Consider the following 18112-nt stretch of genomic DNA (forward strand, 5'->3'; position numbering starts at 1 on the left):
AAGCAGAGGGTGTGCGGCATTTGGGCAGCCCAAAAATGCCCCTGAAACGGTCTACCCGTTTCAGCTATGCCTCGATCCTGTTTGCGGATCTGAGTCGGGCAAAGCTTCGGGCAAGCAGCCTTGACACATGCATCTGCGAAACGCCCAGCTCCTGGCTGATCTGCGACTGCGTCAGATTGTTGTAGTAGCGGAGCATGAGGATCCGCTGTTCCCGCTCGGGCAGTTGTACGAGCAGATGGCGAACCAGGTCGCGGTGTTCGACGCCGGCCAGCGCCGGGTCCTCGTAACCGAGCCGGTCGAGCAGCCCCGGCAGCCCGTCGCCCTCCTGGGCAGCCTCCAGGGAGGTCGCATGGTACGAGCGCCCGGCCTCGATGCAGGCCAGCACCTCGTCCTCGCCGATCTTCAGCCGCTCGGCGATCTCGGCCGTCGTCGGGGTGCGCCCATGAGCCGTCGTCAGATCCTCGGTGGCGCCGTTGACCTGCACCCACAGCTCGTGCAGCCGCCGCGGCACATGGACGGTCCGTACGTTGTCGCGGAAGTACCGCTTGATCTCGCCGACCACGGTGGGCATCGCGAACGTCGGGAACTGCACACCGCGGTCCGGGTCGAAGCGGTCGATGGCGTTGATGAGCCCGATCGTGCCGACCTGGACGACGTCCTCCATCGGCTCGTTGCGGGAGCGGAACCGCGCGGCGGCGTAGCGCACAAGCGGCAGATTCGCCTCGATCAGCGCCCCACGCACCCGGGAGTGTTCCGGAGTGCCCGGCTTCAGCTCTTTGAGCTGGCCGAAGAGCACCTGGGTCAGGGCCCGGGTGTCCGCGCCCCGGCTCGGGGGTTTTCCGGGGGCCGGGGTGTCGTCGGGCCGCTCGTTCTGGGGTGGCACCTGAGGCGCAGTACTGGCCGACACGGTCACGCCACCCCTTTGCGGTCAACTACGGTCAACTCATCCGTCAAAAGCGGTCATAGCATCACAAGACATGTCCACTGTGTGCAAGCACCTGAAAACGCCGTGTTGAAGGCAAGTTGAGGGCTAAACTCAAAAGGCCCCCCGCCGACAGGCGAGGGGCTGGGGAAACCGGGGGCTCAGAACTCGTAGTCGGCGATCACCCACGTGGCGAACTCGCGCCACTGTCCGGCGGCAGCCTGATGGGCCGGATGCCCGATATACCGCGCCAGCGCCTCGCGGTCGGACACCGCGGAGTTGATGGCGAAGTCATAGGCGATCGGCCGGTCGGTGATGTTCCAGGCGCACTCCCAGAACTCCAGCTCGGGCACGACCCCGTCGAGCGCCTGGAAGGCCTTCACGCCGGCGGCCACCCGCGGCTCCTCGCGATCGACGCCCTCATTGAGCTTGAAGAGGACAAGATGGCGGATCAAGGGGCACTCCTAATTGACGAGCTCTGTCATGAATCGTCCGACGCCCTGTGCGGCGCTCGAAATGCCCTCGAAGCCTATCTGGACCATGTCGGCAGCCCTGTCCGGGGAGGTGATGATCGTGTACAGCATGAAGACAACGACAACGTAGAGAGCGATCTTCTTCGTTTGCACCATCAGCCCCTGCCTCCCCTGCGATGCCTGTGGTCCCTGCAGCCTCTGCGGTCCCTGCTGTCCCCCGGTCGCGCAGTCGCGTGAGTCTAACCGAGCCCTTTAAGGCCAAGGGCCGGGGTGTCGATGCCCTTTGCCGCCCCTGACTGCGGCCGGGCCTGTATGTGCCTCTGTCCGCCTCTCCGGGCAAGCGAAAGGGCCCGACGCATTGCGTCGGGCCCTTTCGATGAGAGCGGTAGCGGAGGGATTTGAACCCTCGGTGACTTGCGCCACACTCGCTTTCGAGGCGAGCTCCTTCGGCCGCTCGGACACGCTACCGGGAGAGAGCTTAGCCCAAGGTGGGCCGTGCTCTGAAATCCGCCCGGGATCCCGTCGTTCACCGGTCCCGGAAGAAGCCCGTCAGCTGTTCGGCGCATTCGGCCTCCAGCACTCCGAGGATGACTTCGGGCCGGTGGTTGAGCCTCCGGTCCCGTACGACGTCCCAGAGCGAACCGGCCGCGCCCGCCTTCTCGTCCCGTGCGCCGTAGACCACCCGGTCCACCCGGGACTGCACGATCGCGCCCGCGCACATCGTGCACGGCTCCAGCGTGACGACGAGCGTGCAGCCGGTCAGCCGCCACTCTCCCAAATGCGCGGCGGCCCGGCGGATCGCCAGCACCTCGGCGTGCGCCGTCGGGTCGCCCGTCGCCTCACGCTCGTTGTGACCGGTGGCAAGGACCGTGCCGTCCGCGGACAGCACGACAGCGCCGACGGGCACATCGCCGGACAGCGCCGCGCGTTCCGCCGCTGCCAGGGCAAGGCGCATCGGCGCCTCCCACGGCTCGCGTACGGGATCGGGCGGTGCGCCACCGGATGCCGGTTCTGTCACTAGCGGACGGTCTCCAGAACCTCGGCAGCGCCCAGTGCGTCCGCGATCTCCAGCAGCGCGTCCGTGTCCAGCGCCAGCAGCTCCTTCTCCGACAGTCCCAGGTCCATGAGGATGTCGCGGTCGCCGGCCGGTCCCGCCGGCACGAACTCGCCGGCCGGGCCGGACTCGCCGTCCGCCTCCTCCTCGTCGTCCTCTTCCGGCTCTCCGTCTTCGGTGCCGTCGAGGTCCAGCGTGTCGAGATCGTCGGCGGGGTCGTCATCGTCCCCGCCGAGCAGTTCCTTGGTGAGGATCTCCCCGTAAGAGGAGCGTGCGGCCGCGGCCGCGTCCGAGACGTAGATACGAGGATCCTCCTCGCCCTCCACGCGGACGACACCGAACCAAGCGTCCTCCTGCTCGATGAAGACGAGCACCGTGTCCTCGTCCACCGAGGCATCACGGGCCAGGTCGGTCAGATCCGACAGGGTCTCCACATCGTCGAGCTCTGTGTCGCTCGCTTGCCACCCGTCTTGAGTGCGCGCGAGCAGTGCGGCGAAGTACACCGTGACTCTCCCACTGATCAGAGGTGTGACGACCGGCGGCGCTGTGCTTTGTGCCCCGCCCACTCGGAATCGTGGCAGAAACGAGCCCGTTGCGAGAGGTCTTCCGTCGTTGCGTCGGCCATCAGTTCTTACGAGGAGGGGCTACCAGCGGAAGGTCCGCATGCGCATTTGCTGGCGCATCCGGGCCGCTCGGGCCCTTCTGGGCTGGACTCGCTCACGCAGTGCCTTGGCCTCGTTGAGTTCGCGGAGGAACTGGGCGCGTCGCCGCCTGCGCTGCGCTTCAGTCTCGGGTTCTATGTCGTGCTGCTCCTGCTCAGGCTCCTGCACCGGCCACACCACCCCACGGCTTGGTCCGTATTCCCCCTAGGCCCTGCGGCCTGGGAGGGACCCCCTCCACCTTCCCTCCGGACCCGTGCTTGAAGCGAGCGGATACTGTTGTGCGCATGCGGATCCATGTCGTCGACCACCCGCTGGTGGCGCACAAACTCACCACGCTGCGCGACAAGCGCACCGACTCCCCGACCTTCCGGCGCCTCGCCGACGAGCTGGTCACCCTGCTCGCGTACGAGGCCACCAGGGACGTGCGCACCGAGCAGGTCGACATCGAGACCCCGGTGACCAGGACGACGGGCGTGAAGCTCTCGTACCCGCGCCCGCTGGTGGTGCCGATCCTGCGGGCCGGCCTGGGCATGCTCGACGGCATGGTGCGGCTGCTGCCGACCGCCGAAGTGGGCTTCCTCGGGATGATCCGCAATGAGGAGACCCTGGAGGCGTCGACGTACGCGACCCGAATGCCCGAGGACCTCTCGGGCCGCCAGGTGTACGTGCTCGACCCGATGCTGGCCACCGGCGGCACGCTGGTCGCGGCGATCCGGGAGCTGATCAAGCGCGGCGCGGACGATGTGACCGCGGTTGTGCTGCTCGCGGCGCCGGAGGGCGTCGAGGTGATGGAGCGCGAGCTGGCGGGCACGCCGGTCACCGTGGTCACCGCCTCGGTCGACGAGCGGCTCAATGACCACGGTTACATCGTGCCGGGCCTGGGTGACGCGGGCGACCGCATGTACGGGACCGCGGACTAGGAGCTGGGAGCCGGGTGGTTCCTCAGCACTTCCTGGAGGGCGCCGGAGCGGGATTGGCCAGGGTGGCCAGAGCCGCGTCGGCGTCCTTCTTCGTGTCCAGGGCCTTGAACGCCGTGCCGAGGATCAGGTCGACGTCCGCCGTCTCGCGGGTGTCGGTCTTCAGCTGGCTGCCCCGGAGCTGGGTGCCGAGCACGCGGAAGGCGCCGTCGTACGCGTTGGGGGCGCCCAGCAGTATTGCGGTGCCCGGGACCTTCTTGTCGTACGCCGGAGAGGCGTTGCCCACCTTGCCGATGGCGAAGCCGCGCCTTTTCAGCTCGTCGGCCGCCGCCTTGGCGAGGCCGCCGCGCGGGGTCGCGTTGTAGACGTTCACCGTGATCTGGCCCGGCTTGGGCGCCGGGGGCGCGGCGGAGGATCTCGGCGCGGGCTTGCAGTCCGTCGTGCGGCCGCCCGCGGTTGTCTTCTTGCCGTCGCCCGCGAAGACGTCGATGAGCTGCAGTGTTCCCCAGCCGGCCAGGCCGAGGGCGACCGCCGCGGCGATGGCCGCCGATACGATCCTGCGGCGGTTGCTGGGGCGTCGCATACGCGGGTACTTGTCGCCCGTGATGCGGTACTTTCCGCCCATGCCGGGGGGAGTGAGCATGCTCATGGGCGCAGCGTAGTGCGGGCTGGTGCCGATGCCTACTAGATGATCAATCGATTGCGTCCGTACGGTCCCGAAAGGGTCCGAAAGGCTCAGTCGGACTGGTCGCCGACCGGCCCCGGCCTCAGCCCAGCTCGAGCACGCGGGCGTGCAGTACCTGGCGCTGCTGCAGCGCGGCGCGCACGGCGCGGTGCAGGCCGTCCTCCAGATAGAGGTCGCCCTGCCACTTCACGACATGCGCGAAGAGGTCGCCGTAGAACGTGGAGTCCTCGGCGAGCAGCGTTTCCAGGTCCAGCTGGCCCTTGGTGGTCACGAGCTGATCGAGGCGGACCGGGCGCGGCGCGACATCCGCCCACTGCCGGGTGCTTTCCCGGCCGTGGTCGGGATACGGCCGCCCGTTACCGATGCGCTTGAAGATCACACGGAAAGCCTACCGGGCAAGCGGCGGTCGGCGCAGCCAGGCAGCGCCAGTGTAATGCTGGTCAAAGTGCCTCATATCGGGAATAGGGGGTCGCCATGAGCGCCGGCCAACAGCCGCTGAACGCGCCGGAAACGGAAACGCCCACGGGTGTGTCCGTGGCTGATGGGGCTGCGTCCACCCCGTCGGGCGCGTCGGCCGCCGGGTCCGCGCTGCCGCCGCCCGCGCAGGAGATCGCCGCCGGATACGCCCTCAGCGGCGCCGCACTGGACCTCGGCGCACTGCTCTGGGACGGCCAGTGCCGACCCGAGGCCCAGATCCGTATCCCGCTGTCCATGCTCAACCGGCACGGTCTGGTCGCCGGCGCCACCGGCACCGGAAAGACCAAGACACTCCAGCTGATCGCCGAGCAGCTCTCCGCGAACGGCGTGCCCGTCTTCCTCGCCGACATCAAGGGTGATGTCTCCGGAATCTCCGCCCCGGGCGAGTCGGGCGCGAAGGTCCAGGAGCGGGCCGGGCAGGTCGGGCAGGCGTGGGAGGCCAAGGGATTCCCCTGCGAGTTCTACGGCCTCGGCGGCATCGGCCCCGGCGTTCCGCTGCGCGCGACGGTCACCAGCTTCGGACCCGTACTGCTCTCCAAGGTGCTCCAGCTCAACCGGACGCAGGAGCAGTTGCTCGGGCTGATCTTCCACTTCGCCGACTCCAAGGGTCTGGAGCTGGTGGATCTCAAGGATCTGCGGGCCGTGGTCGTCTTTCTGGTGTCGGACACCGGGAAGGCGGAGCTCAAGAACATCGGCGGACTCTCCACGGTCACCGCCGGGGTGATCCTGCGTGCGCTCACCGCCTTCGAGCAGCAGGGCGCGGGCGGCTTCTTCGGCGAGCCGGAGTTCGACACGAGTGAGCTGCTGCGTACGGCTCCGGACGGGCGCGGGCTCGTCTCCGTACTGGAACTGCCCGCCGTACAGGACAAGCCGCAGCTGTTCTCGACGTTTCTGATGTGGCTGCTCGCGGACCTCTTCCACGACCTTCCCGAGGTCGGGGATGTCGAGAAGCCGAAGCTGGTGTTCTTCTTCGACGAGGCGCATCTGCTCTTCAACGGGGCGTCGAAGGCGTTCCTGGAGTCGATTACGCAGACGGTGCGGCTGATTCGCTCGAAAGGAGTCGGCGTCTTCCTTGTCACGCAGACGCCGAAGGATGTTCCGGGGGATGTGCTGGCGCAGCTCGGCAACCGGGTGCAGCACGCGCTGCGCGCCTTCACTCCGGACGACGCCAAGGCGCTGAAGGCGACGGTGAAGACGTTCCCGAAATCGCCGTACGACCTGGAGGAGGTGCTGACGGGGCTCGGCACGGGCGAGGCGGTGATCACCGTGCTCAGCGACAAGGGCGCCCCGACGCCGGTCGCGGTGACCCGTCTGCGCGCCCCGCAGTCGCTGATGGGCCCGCTCGACGCGGCGGCCCTGGACGAGGTGGTGAAGTCCTCGCAGCTGTACTCGCGCTGTGCGGAGGCGGTCGACCGGGAGTCGGCGTACGAGAAGTTGACGGCCGAACAGCTGGAGGCGGCGGCGGGGCGGGCGGCGGTGGAGGCCGAGCATGCCAAGGAGGCCAAGGAGGCCAAGGAGGCCAAGGAGGCCAAGGAGGCCAAGGAGGCCAAGGAGGCGGCGAGGACGGCGAAGGCCCCGAGGGCGCGGGCGCAGGACGAGTCTGTGGTGGGGCAGGTCATGGGCAGCGGCATCTTCAAGTCGCTGGCGCGCTCGGTCGGCACGCAGCTGGGCCGGGAGATCTCCCGCTCGATCTTCGGCACGGCGCGCAGGCGACGCTAGGCGCGGGTTCCCCAGTGGGGGCGAGTCCCCCAGGCCCCATAAGGCCTTCGGCCGTGTCCTCAATCGCCGGACGGGCTGGGCTTAGCGCCGGAGGGACATGTCAGCCCCTCCGGCGTTTGAGGAGCGGGGCCTGGGGCGGAGCCCCGACAAGAGCCTCGCCGGCGATTGAGGCGCGCGGTGGGCGGAGCCCCAGGTGCGGCCTACTCGGTCACATCGTGGTCGTGTCCGTCGTGCAGGCCGCCACCGCTGCCCGCTTCGCCGCCCGTCGGGACCGTGACGACCGGCTTGCGCAGCGAGCTCAGGTCGTGGGCGTATGTGCCCACCGCGTTGGCGATGACGCCGATGTTGACGGCGAACGCCTTCATGTCGATGTTGCTGATGTTGTCGCACTTGGCGTGGTAGCAGGAGTCGTACGCCACCCCGGCCGTGCCGCCGTACTTCTTCGCCTGGGCCGCCGTCTTGATGCCCTCGGCGCCCGTGAACGTACCGCCGGACGGGATGCCGGCCTCGATGAACGGGCCGTAGTCCGAGCGGCCCGTGAAGTCCGTGCCCTCGTGCGGCCTGCCCCGCTTGTCGAGGAACTCGTTGATGTCACGCTCGAGTTGCGCCGAGCCGGCCGGGCCGGGGCCCGCGCCCACGCCGTCGGAGTCGTCGCCGTCGTAGACGAAGAGCCCGTAGTTCGGCGAGGCGATCATGTCGAAGTTCAGGTAGAGCTTGATCTCCTTCTTGCCCAGCGAGCTCAGCTGGGCGACGTACGCCTCCGAGCCGAGCAGGCCGTTCTCCTCCGCCGACCACCAGGCGAAGCGGACCTTGTTGGTCGGCCTCGCCTTGGACTTGGCGAGTTCCTGGGCGACTTCGAGGAGTCCGGCCGAGCCGGAGCCGTTGTCGTTGATGCCGGGGCCCGCGGTGACCGAGTCGAGGTGCGCGCCGAGCATCACGGTGTTCGCGGCGTTGCCGCCGCGGGTCTCCGCGATGACGTTGTTGGTGGAGCGCTTCTGCTGGAGCTGGCGGATCTCGAAGGAGATGTTCACCGGGCCCTTGGCGACGTCGGCGGCGAGCTGCTCGCCCTCGGCCCGGGTGATTCCGCCGGTCGGGATCTTGCCGGTGGCCGGGTCGCCGAGGGTGCCCGACAGCGCGCCGTCGGCGTTGTTGTAGATGACCGCGCCGACCGCGCCGGCACCCGCCGCGGCAGCCTGCTTCTCGCCGAAGGTGCAGCCGCCGCGCTTGATCAGCGCGATCTTTCCGGTGAAGGTCCCGGAGGCGTAGTCGGCCGGCTCGCAGCCGGTGGTCGCGTCCACCGGCACGGCGGCCAGATCGGCTTTGACGCCACCCACCGGAGTGGACTTGGTGTACGTCATCGCCTTGATCTCGACGGCGCGCGGCGCGGGCGAGACCACGGAGAGCTTCTCGGCCTGCGTCTCGGTGTAGATGAAGTCGAACTGCTGGTACGAGACGTCATAGCCGTACTTCTTCAGCTGCTGGTAGACGTACGCGGCGGAGGCGTCGTGCCCGAGCGTCCCTGCGGCGCGGTTGCCGTCGGTCGTGTCGGCTATCTGCTGGAACTTCTTCAGGTGCTGGAACGCGTCCTTGGCGGACGACTTCTCGACCAGTTTCCTTGCGAGCTTCGACGCGTCCTTGGCCGCCTGCTCGCCGGGGTTCTGGCGGGCTGCGGAGGGGGATGCGGATGCCAGCAGGAGCGGGGTCGCGAGTGCGGCTGCGGCCATGGTGGCCACGGCTCTGCGATGGGTTGCCTTCACAGAGATCCTTCCCGTGTGTACGAGGTTGAGGGGAAGTTAGCGATCTTTGCGAGCTCTGTGAACCGATGTGCCCCAACTCACGGCGTATTTCATCGCATTGATACCAGGAGGCGCCCCATCCACTTCAACACGCCGTGCATCAGGCCTTCTTGTCCGCCTTCGTGGCGCGTTTCATCTCCTGCTTGTACGCACGTACCTTGGCGAGCGACTCGGGTCCGGTGATGTCGGCCGCCGAGCGGTACGAGCCCTGCTCGCCGTACGCTCCGGCAGCCTCGCGCCAGCCCTTGGGCCGCACCCCGAACTGCTTGCCCAGCAGAGCCAGGAAGATCTTCGCCTTCTGTTCGCCGAAGCCGGGCAGCGCCTTCAGCCGCGCCAGCAGCTCCTCCCCGGTCTCCACATCGCGCCAGACGGCGCTCACGTCGCCGTCGTACTCGTCGACCAGGTACTGGCACAGCTGCTGCACCCGTTTGGCCATGCTTCCCGGATAGCGGTGCACGGCGGGCTTCTGCTTCAGCAGCTCGGCGAAGGCGTCGGGGTCGTACGCGGCGATCTGGGCAGCATCGAGATCGTCGGTGCCCAGGCGCTGCGCGATGGTGTACGGGCCGGAGAACGCCCACTCCATGGGGACCTGCTGGTCGAGCAGCATGCCGATGAGCACGGCGAGCGGACTGCGGCTGAGCAGTTCGTCGGCCTCGGGCTGTTGGGCGAGATGAATCGTGGGGCTCATGTCCCGATGATCACCCGGCCGCTGACGCGCCGCCAGTCTCACGCGGGCGATCGGGTCGCTCCGGGGTGCACGAAGCGATGTCGCGGCACGCGTGGGGGGATGTGTACGCGATTCTGTCGGGGGCCGACGGGCCTGCTGAGCTTCGCCATGGTCACCGTCGGCGAAAGCCTGATCGGGCTCGGTGAGGCACGAGAAGGTGTCCAGCTCCTCGACGAGGCCATGGTCGCGGTGACGGCCGGCGAGGTGTCCCCGGTTGTCTCCGGACTCGCGTACTGCGCGGTGATCGCGGCCTGCCACGAGATCTTCGATCTGCGCCGAGCCCGCGAGTGGACGGCCGAGCTGTCCCGGTGGTGTGCGTCGCAGCAGCAGGTGGTGCCGTACCGCGGTGTGTGCCTGGCCCACCGTCTCGAGATCATGCGGTTGCACGGCGACTGGGCCGACGCCATGGACGAGGCCAACCACACGTGCCGCTGGCTGGGCTCCGCGCCGTCCGCTCGGTCCGCCGACGCCGCCTACTACCAGCTCGGTGAGCTCCACCGGCTGCTCGGCGAGTACGGCAAGGCGGACCAGGCCTACCGCGAGGCCAGCAGACTCGGACACACCGCGCAGCCGGGACTCGCGCTTGTGCTGCTCGCCGCGGGAGATGTACGGGCCGCCCAACACGCGATCCGCACCGCGCTCGACGCCGCCGCCGACCAGGCGTCGCGGTGCCGGAGGCCACCGTCGCGAGGGCCGCGGCGCGGACGTGGTGCTGGACATCGTCGGAGGGCGGGTGTTCGGGCAGAGCCTGCGCGAGATCGGCTACGCAGGCCGTGTCGTCGCCCTTGCGAACGTCGCGCTGGAGTCGAGCGCCATCGATACCCGCGACTTCTATCCGAAGAACGCCTCCATCCACGGTTTCCAGCTCACCAACCTGCAGGAGCACGGCTACGACCCCCGCGAGGACCTGCGTGAGATCGCCGACCGGGTCGCCGCCGGCACCTACCACGTTCCGGTCGAGGCGGCCTTCCCGCTGGAGCGGGCGAGCGAGGCCCATGAGCGCCTTCAACAGCGCAGTACCCGGGGAAAGATCGTGCTCACGGTCTCGTAGGTGAAGTGACCAGGACTACGCGGGAGTGATGCCGGTGACGGTGAGGATCTGCTCCGCCGATCTGCAGTTGCTGTCCAGTACGGCCATGGCCATCGCGGCGCGTGCGGCCGATGCGGGAGCCTGTGGCGGGATCACCAGAAAGGAGAAGTGGTCCTGAGGCCCGCGAGTGATGATCATTGTGCTGTCGTCGACGGCCGACCAGTCGATATGGACCGTGCGGCCGCCGATGGCCAGGTGGCCGGGAGCGTGGTTCCAGGCGCTCGCGTCCAGGCCGACGCTTGCGATGGGGCCGAGTCGGGCGGTCAGTGCGGTGATCAGGCCGGGCAGTTGGGTTTCGATGTCACGGGAGCTCGGCCACCACGCGCCGTCGAACAACCCCACACGGCTGGAGGTCGTCTCCATCCTCAGCACAGCCACGCCGGGAACTATCGGCTGATCGCTTGTGTCCTCGAGAAGCAGGAGAGGATTCGGGACGCTGGAATCGCAGGTCATGAGACGCCGCCAGTGGCACTCGAAGCCGCGTGTCCGCGGGACGTGGGTGGAACCGCCGTGGGCCGAGTGGTACCTGAGCAACGACTTCTTGCGCAGCTGAACCCGAGGCCGGGTGGGCTGGTGGCCGGCGCGAGGATGAGTCGGAGGGGCAGCGAAGAGGTCCGGTCTCCGACCGCGGGCGTATGCAACATGGTCGCGGTCATGACGCGGACCCTGCCCCGGCCCGGTCGAAACCGGCCCGGTGTCGTGAATCGCCGAAAACGACACGAGCAATGGAAGCTGGTGCGCGAAGAGTTCTCGGTATCCCCACGGTACTCCCGGCCGGAGTCCGCCGATATGTTTCGAATTTGCTGCCGCAGTCGGCGGATGGAACGCCGCCGAGCACCCCGGACCAGCACCATCACCCGAATCCTTCTTCAGCGCTGAGTCTTCAGTGCTGAGCTGTACTGAGCGTGGGGTCAGCGGCGCGCGAGTTGCCGTTCGCCGTTGGCGCCCGGCTGGTAGGTCATGCCGTAGTGCTGGAAGATCGCTTCCTCCTGCCCGGCGGGCAGTACGTCGTCCGTGCCGATCGAAGGGGCCTTCCTCACCAGTCCTTTGGCGTAGGAAACCTTGAGGTATCCCGGTCCGAGGACGGCCTTGTCGAGGGGGACGAAGACCAGGCGCTGGCGACTGAGCAGCCCGGTCCGGACGGTGGCCACGGCCGGTTCGTCGGTGGTGGTGTCCACATAGACCGCTTCGAGCACGCCGATCTTGCGCTGCTTCTCGTCGACGACATCGTGGTCGCGCCACTCGCGGATGTCGGCTGCCTGGATCATGCCCTCTCCCTCCTGAGCGGGACACCGGTCGGTGCGAGCCGTCTGAGCGGATCACCAGTCGGTGCGAGCCGTCTGAGCTGGATCACCAATCGGTGCGAGCCGTCCCACGGAATGTCGCGGCCGAGCAGCTGGATCGGTGGCCCTCCACTTTTCCAGCCTGCCCCCGCGGGCCCCTGACGCCACGCTCACTCGCCCAGTCGGATCCGCGCCCGCCCCGCAGGCGAGCCCTGGCATCTGCTGCGCTGTCGCACCGACGACTTGGGCAACGACCCCGGCGTATACACGCCGGGGTCGCCCTTCCGGGCGGTTGCACGTGAGAGTGCACCAACCCACAGTCGATTTTACTGCCCGCCGGCTCGGCCCTGCTCTTCTTCCATGGCCTCCATGAGCCGAATTCCTTCGTGTGTCAGCGTGACCATGGCGGGTGTGTTGCCTGTCGCCCAGTCGACCGCGATCAGCTCCTCGCCCACCAGATAGGTGCAGGCGGCAGCCAGATCCTCTTCGCGGATCCCGAGATCGTGAAGCAGTTGCGCCCCGGTGACACCCAGGAGGCGGTTGCCTTCAGTGGCTTCATACAGAGCCTGCATGATCTTCTCGCGGTACGCCTTCCGCTCGGTCAGAGATGCCATGACTGCCACCTGGTCTCCTCAGACCTCGTCCTTGTGCGGGCGGTCACTCGCCGCTGACCTGCTGGTCACCAGCCATGGCGGGGCCGAATCGGCGGGCGCGGGGGTGTGCGTGGTGTCCACGGTGATGTGGAGCCGGGTCCCGCCGTCGCGGCCGGCGGGGTAGCTGCGCTGTTCGGTGGAGGTGAAGAAGTGCCGGAGAACCTCTGCGACCCGGCGGGCGGCTTCGGGGGACGTGGCGACGATGCGAACCTCGGCGAGCCCTGCCCCGGGCACTGGTTCCGCAGATCTCATGATGGCCTCGCTGTCCGGCGAATGCTGTGCCCAGTGGTGTGAGGCGAAGGCGTAGAACGGCATGCACGGGCGCGCTCCAAATGGCCCCCGGTGTCTTCACACTACTCCGGCGCGAACAGGGGCCCTGGCTCGTATCCGCTCGATGTCCCGGCGCCGGCTCCTGATTTCACAGTCCGAGTGGTCCAGAACCGCCGGTTCCGAATCAAAATTTCGGTGATAGTTCGGTTTCTTGTCTTGCGTTTTCCGCGTGACGGAGTCATTTCCTCTGCGCAGTCCATCGCGAGGGAGGCGGCCTGTGTCCCAGGGAGCCTCGTCGCTAAATGCCGTTTTCGTTTCACCTATACATCGATAAGTGGAAGATGGAGACATCTCATGCCATCTCGTCTCGCTTGGTGTGCGTCGAACCGTAAATGCAGATATGCCCTGCCGGGGTCGTGTGCAGGGCTTTTACGTGAGTGTTCACCGTAGATTCCGTGCGATGGGGTTCGTCACCAACGGCAGACAAAACGGCACTTCAAGGCATGTTGTGGTGACGAAGTGTGTGCACCGAAAAGAACCGGGAGGTAAGTTGCCCGGCGGTCCCTCGGCGTGATTGCATCCTGCGAGTACGGGAGTCGTAATTATTGGTGCCCGGTTGGGTGTCAGACGCCCGTTGAACCGGCCGGATTTGTCTTGCCGTAAACCCGGCCGACGCCCGTTCAGGAACCTCAGAGCATTGAAAGGAAGGGAAAGTCGTGCGCAAGGACTTCACCCCTCAGGTTGAGACCGTCGAGATTTCCGACAGCGAGCTGGACAACATTTCCGGTGGTGTCGCAAGCGCCGGTGCCGATGTCGCAGGTAACGGTGCCTCCGTTGGCATCGGCGACGTAGTCGGGACTGCCCAGTCCCTCGCGCCCGCCCTGCCCGTTTCGCAGCTCTCCGGTCTCGTCTCGGTGCGGACCACCGGAATCTGACGGCGATATTTTGCGACAATGTCTTATGGCCAGGAGTATTACTCGACCCACCGGTGCATCTGAATACCAGTAGGTTGGCCAGGACCCCGGAACCCTCCAGTTCCGGGGTTCATGCATGTTCTGGACGAGGCTCGTCGGCCGCGCATCTGCAGTCGAAACTGGGCAAGGTCTTCTTCCCCTCCGGTTCCCCCGGTGCGCAGGTGGGTCTCGAGCTTCGCCACCTTTGCCGCGGCGTTCGTCGTGCGCCCCCTCGGCGGGCTGGTCTTCGGCCCGCTGGGCGACCGCATCGGACGCCGGCGGGTGCTCTCAGCGACCATGATCATGATGGCGATCGGCACCTTTGCGGTGGGACTGCTGCCCGGCTACAACGCCCTCGGCTTCGCCGCCCCGCTGCTGCTCGTCGTCTGCCGTCTTGTGCAGGGTTTCTCCACCGGCGGTGAGTACGCCGGGGCCACCACCTACATCGCCGAGTACGCCCCGGACACGCGTCGTGGCTTCCTCGGCAGCTGGCTCGACTTCGGGACGTTCATCGGCTTCGCCCTCGTCTCCGGCCTGCTGCGTGGTGACCTTCTGATCCGTAGCTCTACAAGCCCGCGCCCGCACCGCCCACTACCGCAGACAGTCCACAGCGCAACCGTGAAGGCGCCTGGCCTGCACGGCCGTTTACCGTCCCGCCGGGGTGACTGCAGCAACGCCGTCGATCTCGACGAGCACGCCATCGCGCACGAGCTGCGTGACGACCGTGGTCCGGGCGGGCAGCGGAGAGCAGTCCGCGAAGAACTCCCCGTACACGCGGTTGAAGGCGGCGAAGTGCCTACGGTCACTGAGATAGCAAGTGCACTTGACGACCAGGTCCTTGCTGCTGCCGGCTGCGACGAAGACCGCGACGAGGTTGAGCAGAACCTGCCGAACCTGGGCATCGAAGTCGGTCGGTATCTCGCGCGTAACGGGGTCGAGTGGCCCCTGCCCGGAGGTGAAGATCAGATCACCGGTCCTGATGGCCTGGGACAACGGAGGCTCGGTGCCATCGGAGAAGCGTACGAATGGGGCGTTCTCGGTGTGGATGCCTTCGATCATGGCGGCATGCTCCGTCACAGACGCCTGCCGATACGCGGCCTGACACCCGCCGCTCACCATCTCAGCCGGCAAGGTCATGCTCTACGACTGCCGTACTGGCGGCTACTCATCCTGTGAAGAGAGCAGCGCCGGGTGGCGGCAAAGCCCAGCAAGCCCCTCCTGCTCCGTGGCGGTCCGCACGTAGTCCTACCTGCGTGGCCTTCGCCGATGTCGCGACGAGAGGCTGATGCCAAGACGCACGCGGCATCGCTGCGTCCGGCCGCCGAACTTCCCTCCCGCTCCTGCCTCTACGCTTGAGGCCGCCGATTGACGGATGACGAACAGCGATGGAACGGAGCGTGCGGTGACGGCGGGGGAAGCGCATGGCGGAGAGCTGATAGGCAAGGTACTCGGGGGGCGTTACCGGGTGACCTCCATGGTCGGACGCGGCGGCATGGGAGTGGTCGCCCGGGCGGTGGACGAACTGCTGAACCGAGAGGTCGCCGTCAAGGTCCTGCGAGCCTTCACCGACGCCTCCGCAGCCGAACTGGCCGACCTGCGGACCCGGATGCAGCGTGAGGCGCAGGCCGCCGCGCGTATCCGGCACGGCGGCGTGGTCACCGTGCACGACGTGACCGAGGATCAGGGCCTGCCCGTCATCGTCATGGAACTCGTCGACGGGCCCTCGCTCGACGACCTGCTGATGGAGCGCGGCACTCTGGAGCCGCACGAGGCTGCGGCGATCGGCGCCAAGCTGATGGACGCGCTCGACGCCGCGCACCGGGCCGGCGTACTGCATCGGGACGTCAAGCCCGCGAACGTGCTGCTGGAGGACGGCGGGAGGGTCGTGCTCACCGATTTCGGCATCGCCAGCATGGAAGCCTCCGGCGACGACGCCATGGCCAAGCTGACCCGCAGCGGTCAGCTCGTAGGCTCCCTCGACTATTTGCCGCCGGAGCGCGCGCAGGGCAGGGAGCCCGGTCCCGCGTCGGACATCTGGTCGCTCGGCATGACGCTGTACGCGGCAGTGGAGGGCACTCCGCCGTTCCGTCGCAATTCCGCGTGGTCCACGTTGTCGGCCATCGTCACCGAGCCCCTGCCGGAGCCCCGCCGGGCGGGACCGCTCACGCCGGTGCTCCAGGCGCTGATGGCGAAGGAACCGGAGGACCGGCCCACCGCGGAACAGGCGCGCGGCATGCTGGAGCGCGTCGCCTCGGGCGGGACGGTGCACCTCGCGTCCGCCGCCCCGACGCCCACTCCCACGGTGGATCCCGGGGCTGCGGCCACCGTCGAACCGCCCCCCGGGTTCGGCCCCCCGCTGTTCCCCCAGCCCACCTCGCAGCCTCAGCCTCCGTATGCCGGCTACCCGCAGCCCAACCTGCCGCCGACGCTTCCGCAGCCCGCCGCGCCGGTCGCGGGCCCCGCCGGAGTCCCCGCTCCCGAAACGAGCCGGACGGCAGCCCGTCGCGTACAGCGCCGCAGCCGCACCCTCACCGCATCAGCAGCCGCCATCCTGCTCCTCGCCGCAGGCGGCGGAATCACCTACGCCCTGACTGCCCAACAGGGCGGCACGACCACGGGCGGCGCGCAGGTCAGCTCCCCGGCGGGCAGCCACCGGCCGACTGGGGGCAGCACCCCGTCGTCCGCCGGTTCTCCTGGCGCGTCCTCGAAGCCGTCTCCCTCGGAGGAGACAGACATTCACGAGGACGAGGACAGAAAGACAGGTCCCACGACGACGCCCGGCAACGACGGTCACGAGCCGGCCGCGGAGTCGCCCGCCTCTCCGGAGACCAAGCCCAGTTCCACGGTGAAGGAGCCCACCCCGGTGTCGACGGGTTGCAGCGGCTGGAGCCACCAGAACCGCAGCAACGGCTACGGCTACCTGGTCGACGACTACCACCTCTTCACCGGGCCGTACCGGGAATGTGCCTACGTGACCCTGGTTAAGTCCGGCGTGAAGATTTGGTACCACTGCTACGTCACAAATGCCCTTGGCAACAAGTGGATCTACGCCCGTATCGAGGGCGCGGACACCGAAGGCTGGATGTCCAGCAACCACCTCACCCGGGAGAGCGGCACGCTGGTCCGCTGCTAGTACCGCGAGTCGCTGGAAGCAGTGATCACCGCCATGTCCCTCCGCCGAGTGGAGGCGCCCCGGGGGACATATTCGAACTCGTGAGGGGTTGCCCCCAACACGCTTTCCAACTCCGCTGGTCCCCGTTCCTGGTGGTTCAGACCCGTTCAGATCCTGCGTGTCGCCTTCCGCAAGCATGGCCGTGAACGAGCGCGAACTTCCACGGATGAGACTGCGGTTGAGACTGAGCGACATCAGGGGGCTCCCTAGGAACGTATCGGGGAGTTGTTCAAGGCGTTCGCCGGCAAGGGCGAGTTTTGCGGGTTTGGTTTCCGAGCCGGAGCCTCAGCTGTTGGCCAGGGTGCGGTCGAGGAGGGGCAGCAGGCGGTCCCAGTGGCGCTGCAGCGCGGCGGGGTTGAAGGCGTCGGTGTCGGACATGGTGAAGCCGTGGATGGTGCCGGGGTAGATCTCGGAGGTGTAGTCGACCCCCGCGGCGTCCAGGGCCTGGTTGAGCTCGTCGAGGGCCTCGGGCGTCATGTCGCCTTCGGCGTGGCCGAGGTGGACCTGGGCGGTTAGCTTGGCGAGGCTGTCGGGCCCGTCGGCGCCCACGGGGCCGTGGAATCCGGCGACGGCGGCCACCTGGCCGGGGTGGGCCGCGGCGGTGCGCATCGCCAGGAGGCCGCCTATGCAGTAGCCGGTCACCGCGACCGGTCCGGCGCCGACCTCGGGCTGGGTGGTGAGGAACCTGAGGTAGGCGTCGGCGTCGCTCAGGACACGTTCGGCGGTGTGCGCCTCGATCAAGGGCATCAGCTGGGCGAAGACCGCGGGCCGGACCTCTTCTCCGATGTGCTCGGGAAGTTCGACTACCGGTGCCGGGCCGTGCCGGTAGAAGAGGTTGGGGACGAGCACGTAGTACCCGTGCCCGGCCAGTTCGCGGGCCATCTCCCGCAGCACGGGCCGGATGCCGAAGCCGTCCGCGTACATCAGCACCCCTGGGTGCCGCTCACCGCCGTCGGGGAAGGCAGCGAAAGCGTCGGCCTGGCCGTCCGCGGTGGGAATGTGCAGCGTCTTGGTGGGCATGAGTTCTCCTGTCGTGGTTGACGTGTCGAGCTGTGATCAACACGACAGGAGGCGGAGCCCGCGCAGCAGCGCCAGATCCTCGATCCCACAGCGGGCCAGCACCGGCCCGTACGGCGCTCAGAGGAGCGCCGGGTCACCAATCCGTGTGTGGCGCAATGCCGTCCCGGTAGTCATCGCCGCACAACGTAGCCCACCGGACAGGATCGATGCCAGCCCCCCCAAGTCCACAGTGCTGTTCG

The 18112-nt window shown here is 67.9% G+C and carries 21 protein-coding genes, 1 tRNA gene and 1 pseudogene; 6 read left to right on the forward strand and 17 right to left on the reverse strand.

The features are described 5' to 3' along the window. Nucleotides 1–64 precede the first annotated feature (64 nt). From AB0D12_RS20320 to AB0D12_RS20350, 7 genes are all read right to left on the reverse strand, one after another. Nucleotides 65–907 carry an RNA polymerase sigma factor SigF gene (locus AB0D12_RS20320; RefSeq protein WP_362684430.1) on the reverse strand — a complete coding sequence of 281 codons (843 nt, stop codon included), beginning with the start codon at nt 905–907 and terminating at the stop codon, nt 65–67. A 176-nt stretch (nt 908–1083) separates the two neighbouring features. Further along, nucleotides 1084–1377 (reverse strand): Dabb family protein, encoded by a 294-nt coding sequence (locus AB0D12_RS20325; protein ID WP_362684433.1) that lies wholly within the window; start codon nt 1375–1377, stop codon nt 1084–1086. Between the two features lie 9 nt (nt 1378–1386). After that, entirely contained in the window at nt 1387–1551 is a 165-nt protein-coding gene (locus AB0D12_RS20330) for a hypothetical protein (protein WP_362684436.1), read from the reverse strand. A 227-nt stretch (nt 1552–1778) separates the two neighbouring features. Continuing rightward, nucleotides 1779–1863 (reverse strand) — tRNA-Ser (locus AB0D12_RS20335). A 58-nt stretch (nt 1864–1921) separates the two neighbouring features. Continuing rightward, nucleotides 1922–2350 (reverse strand): tRNA adenosine(34) deaminase TadA, encoded by a 429-nt coding sequence (tadA, locus tag AB0D12_RS20340; RefSeq protein ID WP_327328396.1) that lies wholly within the window; start codon nt 2348–2350, stop codon nt 1922–1924. A gap of 62 nt (nt 2351–2412) precedes the next feature. Then, nucleotides 2413–2952: a hypothetical protein gene (locus AB0D12_RS20345; RefSeq protein WP_362684438.1), complete on the reverse strand. Its 540-nt coding sequence runs from the start codon at nt 2950–2952 to the stop codon at nt 2413–2415. 141 nt (nt 2953–3093) lie between these two features. Then, on the reverse strand, nt 3094–3291 hold the full coding sequence (locus AB0D12_RS20350) for a hypothetical protein (RefSeq protein WP_362684441.1): 198 nt from the start codon (nt 3289–3291) through the stop codon (nt 3094–3096). A 104-nt stretch (nt 3292–3395) separates the two neighbouring features. Between AB0D12_RS20350 and upp the strand changes: the two genes are divergently transcribed. Further along, nucleotides 3396–4031: a uracil phosphoribosyltransferase gene (upp, locus tag AB0D12_RS20355; RefSeq protein ID WP_362684444.1), complete on the forward strand. Its 636-nt coding sequence runs from the start codon at nt 3396–3398 to the stop codon at nt 4029–4031. Between the two features lie 22 nt (nt 4032–4053). Here the strand turns inward: upp and AB0D12_RS20360 are convergent, their stop codons facing one another. Together AB0D12_RS20360 and AB0D12_RS20365 are read right to left on the reverse strand one after the other, a co-directional pair. After that, entirely contained in the window at nt 4054–4653 is a 600-nt protein-coding gene (locus AB0D12_RS20360; RefSeq protein WP_362684678.1) for a LytR C-terminal domain-containing protein, read from the reverse strand. A gap of 142 nt (nt 4654–4795) precedes the next feature. Beyond that, nucleotides 4796–5092 (reverse strand): type II toxin-antitoxin system VapB family antitoxin, encoded by a 297-nt coding sequence (locus tag AB0D12_RS20365; protein ID WP_003955420.1) that lies wholly within the window; start codon nt 5090–5092, stop codon nt 4796–4798. A gap of 209 nt (nt 5093–5301) precedes the next feature. Here AB0D12_RS20365 and AB0D12_RS20370 point away from each other — a divergent pair, with 209 nt between their 5' ends. Further along, complete coding sequence (locus tag AB0D12_RS20370; protein ID WP_362684681.1) at nt 5302–6909, forward strand: helicase HerA-like domain-containing protein; 1608 nt, start codon at nt 5302–5304, stop codon at nt 6907–6909. 200 nt (nt 6910–7109) lie between these two features. Here AB0D12_RS20370 and AB0D12_RS20375 read toward each other — a convergent pair whose 3' ends face one another. Together AB0D12_RS20375 and AB0D12_RS20380 are read right to left on the reverse strand one after the other, a co-directional pair. Beyond that, nucleotides 7110–8642 (reverse strand): M28 family metallopeptidase, encoded by a 1533-nt coding sequence (locus AB0D12_RS20375; RefSeq protein ID WP_362684684.1) that lies wholly within the window; start codon nt 8640–8642, stop codon nt 7110–7112. Nucleotides 8643–8805: 163 nt separating this feature from the next. Further along, the gene (locus AB0D12_RS20380; protein ID WP_362684687.1) at nt 8806–9393 is read right to left on the reverse strand and encodes an HhH-GPD-type base excision DNA repair protein; all 588 of its coding nucleotides are present in this window, start codon (nt 9391–9393) and stop codon (nt 8806–8808) included. A 745-nt stretch (nt 9394–10138) separates the two neighbouring features. Here AB0D12_RS20380 and AB0D12_RS20385 point away from each other — a divergent pair. Next, nucleotides 10139–10483 (forward strand): zinc-binding dehydrogenase, encoded by a 345-nt coding sequence (locus tag AB0D12_RS20385; protein ID WP_362684447.1) that lies wholly within the window; start codon nt 10139–10141, stop codon nt 10481–10483. A gap of 15 nt (nt 10484–10498) precedes the next feature. Here AB0D12_RS20385 and AB0D12_RS20390 read toward each other — a convergent pair whose 3' ends face one another. The 4 genes from AB0D12_RS20390 to AB0D12_RS20405 form a co-directional block, all read right to left on the reverse strand. After that, nucleotides 10499–10900, reverse strand: coding sequence for a DUF5994 family protein (locus AB0D12_RS20390; RefSeq protein WP_362684450.1), 402 nt, complete (start codon nt 10898–10900; stop codon nt 10499–10501). 533 nt (nt 10901–11433) lie between these two features. Continuing rightward, nucleotides 11434–11790 carry a PRC-barrel domain-containing protein gene (locus tag AB0D12_RS20395; protein ID WP_362684453.1) on the reverse strand — a complete coding sequence of 119 codons (357 nt, stop codon included), beginning with the start codon at nt 11788–11790 and terminating at the stop codon, nt 11434–11436. A gap of 341 nt (nt 11791–12131) precedes the next feature. Next, entirely contained in the window at nt 12132–12419 is a 288-nt protein-coding gene (locus AB0D12_RS20400; protein ID WP_362684456.1) for a hypothetical protein, read from the reverse strand. Nucleotides 12420–12437: 18 nt separating this feature from the next. Beyond that, nucleotides 12438–12710: a hypothetical protein gene (locus AB0D12_RS20405; protein WP_362684459.1), complete on the reverse strand. Its 273-nt coding sequence runs from the start codon at nt 12708–12710 to the stop codon at nt 12438–12440. Nucleotides 12711–13444: 734 nt separating this feature from the next. Between AB0D12_RS20405 and AB0D12_RS20410 the strand changes: the two genes are divergently transcribed. Then, nucleotides 13445–13663, forward strand: coding sequence for a hypothetical protein (locus AB0D12_RS20410; RefSeq protein WP_362684462.1), 219 nt, complete (start codon nt 13445–13447; stop codon nt 13661–13663). A 158-nt stretch (nt 13664–13821) separates the two neighbouring features. Further along, nucleotides 13822–14221 (forward strand): annotated as a pseudogene (locus AB0D12_RS20415) (MFS transporter); the annotation flags it as partial. Nucleotides 14222–14326: 105 nt separating this feature from the next. Here the strand turns inward: AB0D12_RS20415 and AB0D12_RS20420 are convergent. Continuing rightward, a complete protein-coding gene (locus tag AB0D12_RS20420; RefSeq protein WP_362684690.1) occupies nt 14327–14818 on the reverse strand; it encodes a RidA family protein in 492 nt (163 codons plus the stop codon). A gap of 235 nt (nt 14819–15053) precedes the next feature. Here AB0D12_RS20420 and AB0D12_RS20425 point away from each other — a divergent pair, with 235 nt between their 5' ends. Then, nucleotides 15054–16814, forward strand: a complete 1761-nt coding sequence (locus AB0D12_RS20425; protein ID WP_362684465.1) for a protein kinase — start codon at nt 15054–15056, stop codon at nt 16812–16814. A gap of 324 nt (nt 16815–17138) precedes the next feature. Here the strand turns inward: AB0D12_RS20425 and AB0D12_RS20430 are convergent, their stop codons facing one another. Further along, nucleotides 17139–17873: a dienelactone hydrolase family protein gene (locus AB0D12_RS20430; protein ID WP_362684468.1), complete on the reverse strand. Its 735-nt coding sequence runs from the start codon at nt 17871–17873 to the stop codon at nt 17139–17141. Nucleotides 17874–18112 lie beyond the last annotated feature (239 nt).

This window comes from Streptomyces sp. NPDC048479 (assembly GCF_040651435.1).
GTDB lineage: Bacteria > Actinomycetota > Actinomycetes > Streptomycetales > Streptomycetaceae > Streptomyces.